Raw genomic sequence first — 728 nt, 5'->3', positions numbered from 1 at the left:
CCCGCACCGCCAGCGTGTGCCCGGTATGCCTTGGCCCGGCCCCGGCGGAGCGGGTGGCCGTGGGCGATGCGGTGCTGCTGGTCAAGCGCTGCCCGGAGCACGGTGAATTTTCCGCGCCGGTGTGGCGGGGCGAGCCAGCCTTCACCGGCTGGGTGCGCCCCAAGATTCCCACCGCCCGGCGCGGCCCCGGCACGGAACGCGTTCTTGGCTGTCCCAATGATTGCGGACTGTGCCCGGACCACGGCCAGCACACCTGCACCCTGCTTATGGAGGTGACGCAGCGGTGCAACCTGCGCTGCCCGGTGTGTTTTGCGTCGGCAGGGCCGGGTGAGGGACGGGGGAATCGTAGTGAGCGGCAGAGTGGCGGGCTGGGCAGAGAGCCTGGCGGTGGATGGTGTGACGAGCGGCGCGAGGGCGATGCCCGCCAATCCCGGCGCGAGGACGACCCCACCCTGGGCGAACTGGTCGCCCGGCTTGCCGTGCTGCGCCCGCGCGCGGGCGATGCCAACATCCAGCTATCCGGCGGTGAACCCACCCTGCGCGACGATCTGCCGCAACTCGTCACCGCCGTGCGCGGGCTGGGCTATCCCTTCGTGCAGCTGAACACCAACGGCCTGCGCCTTGCGCGCGAGGCGGGGTACGCCGCGCGCCTTGCCGCAGCGGGGCTGGATTCGGTGTTCCTGCAATTCGACGGGCCGGACGGCGCGGCCACCGCCCGGCTGCGCGGC

The 728-nt window shown here is 72.5% G+C and carries 1 protein-coding gene; it reads left to right on the top strand.

Features of this window, described 5'->3' with window-relative positions:
• A partial coding sequence (locus FVW20_RS17555; protein ID WP_307831633.1) for a radical SAM protein occupies positions 1 to 728 on the top strand: 728 nt, incomplete at both ends.

The sequence above is a fragment of the Nitratidesulfovibrio oxamicus genome (assembly GCF_015731765.1).
Classification (GTDB): Bacteria; Desulfobacterota; Desulfovibrionia; order Desulfovibrionales; family Desulfovibrionaceae; genus Cupidesulfovibrio; species Cupidesulfovibrio oxamicus.
This window is presented reverse-complemented; position numbering and strand designations above follow the sequence as displayed.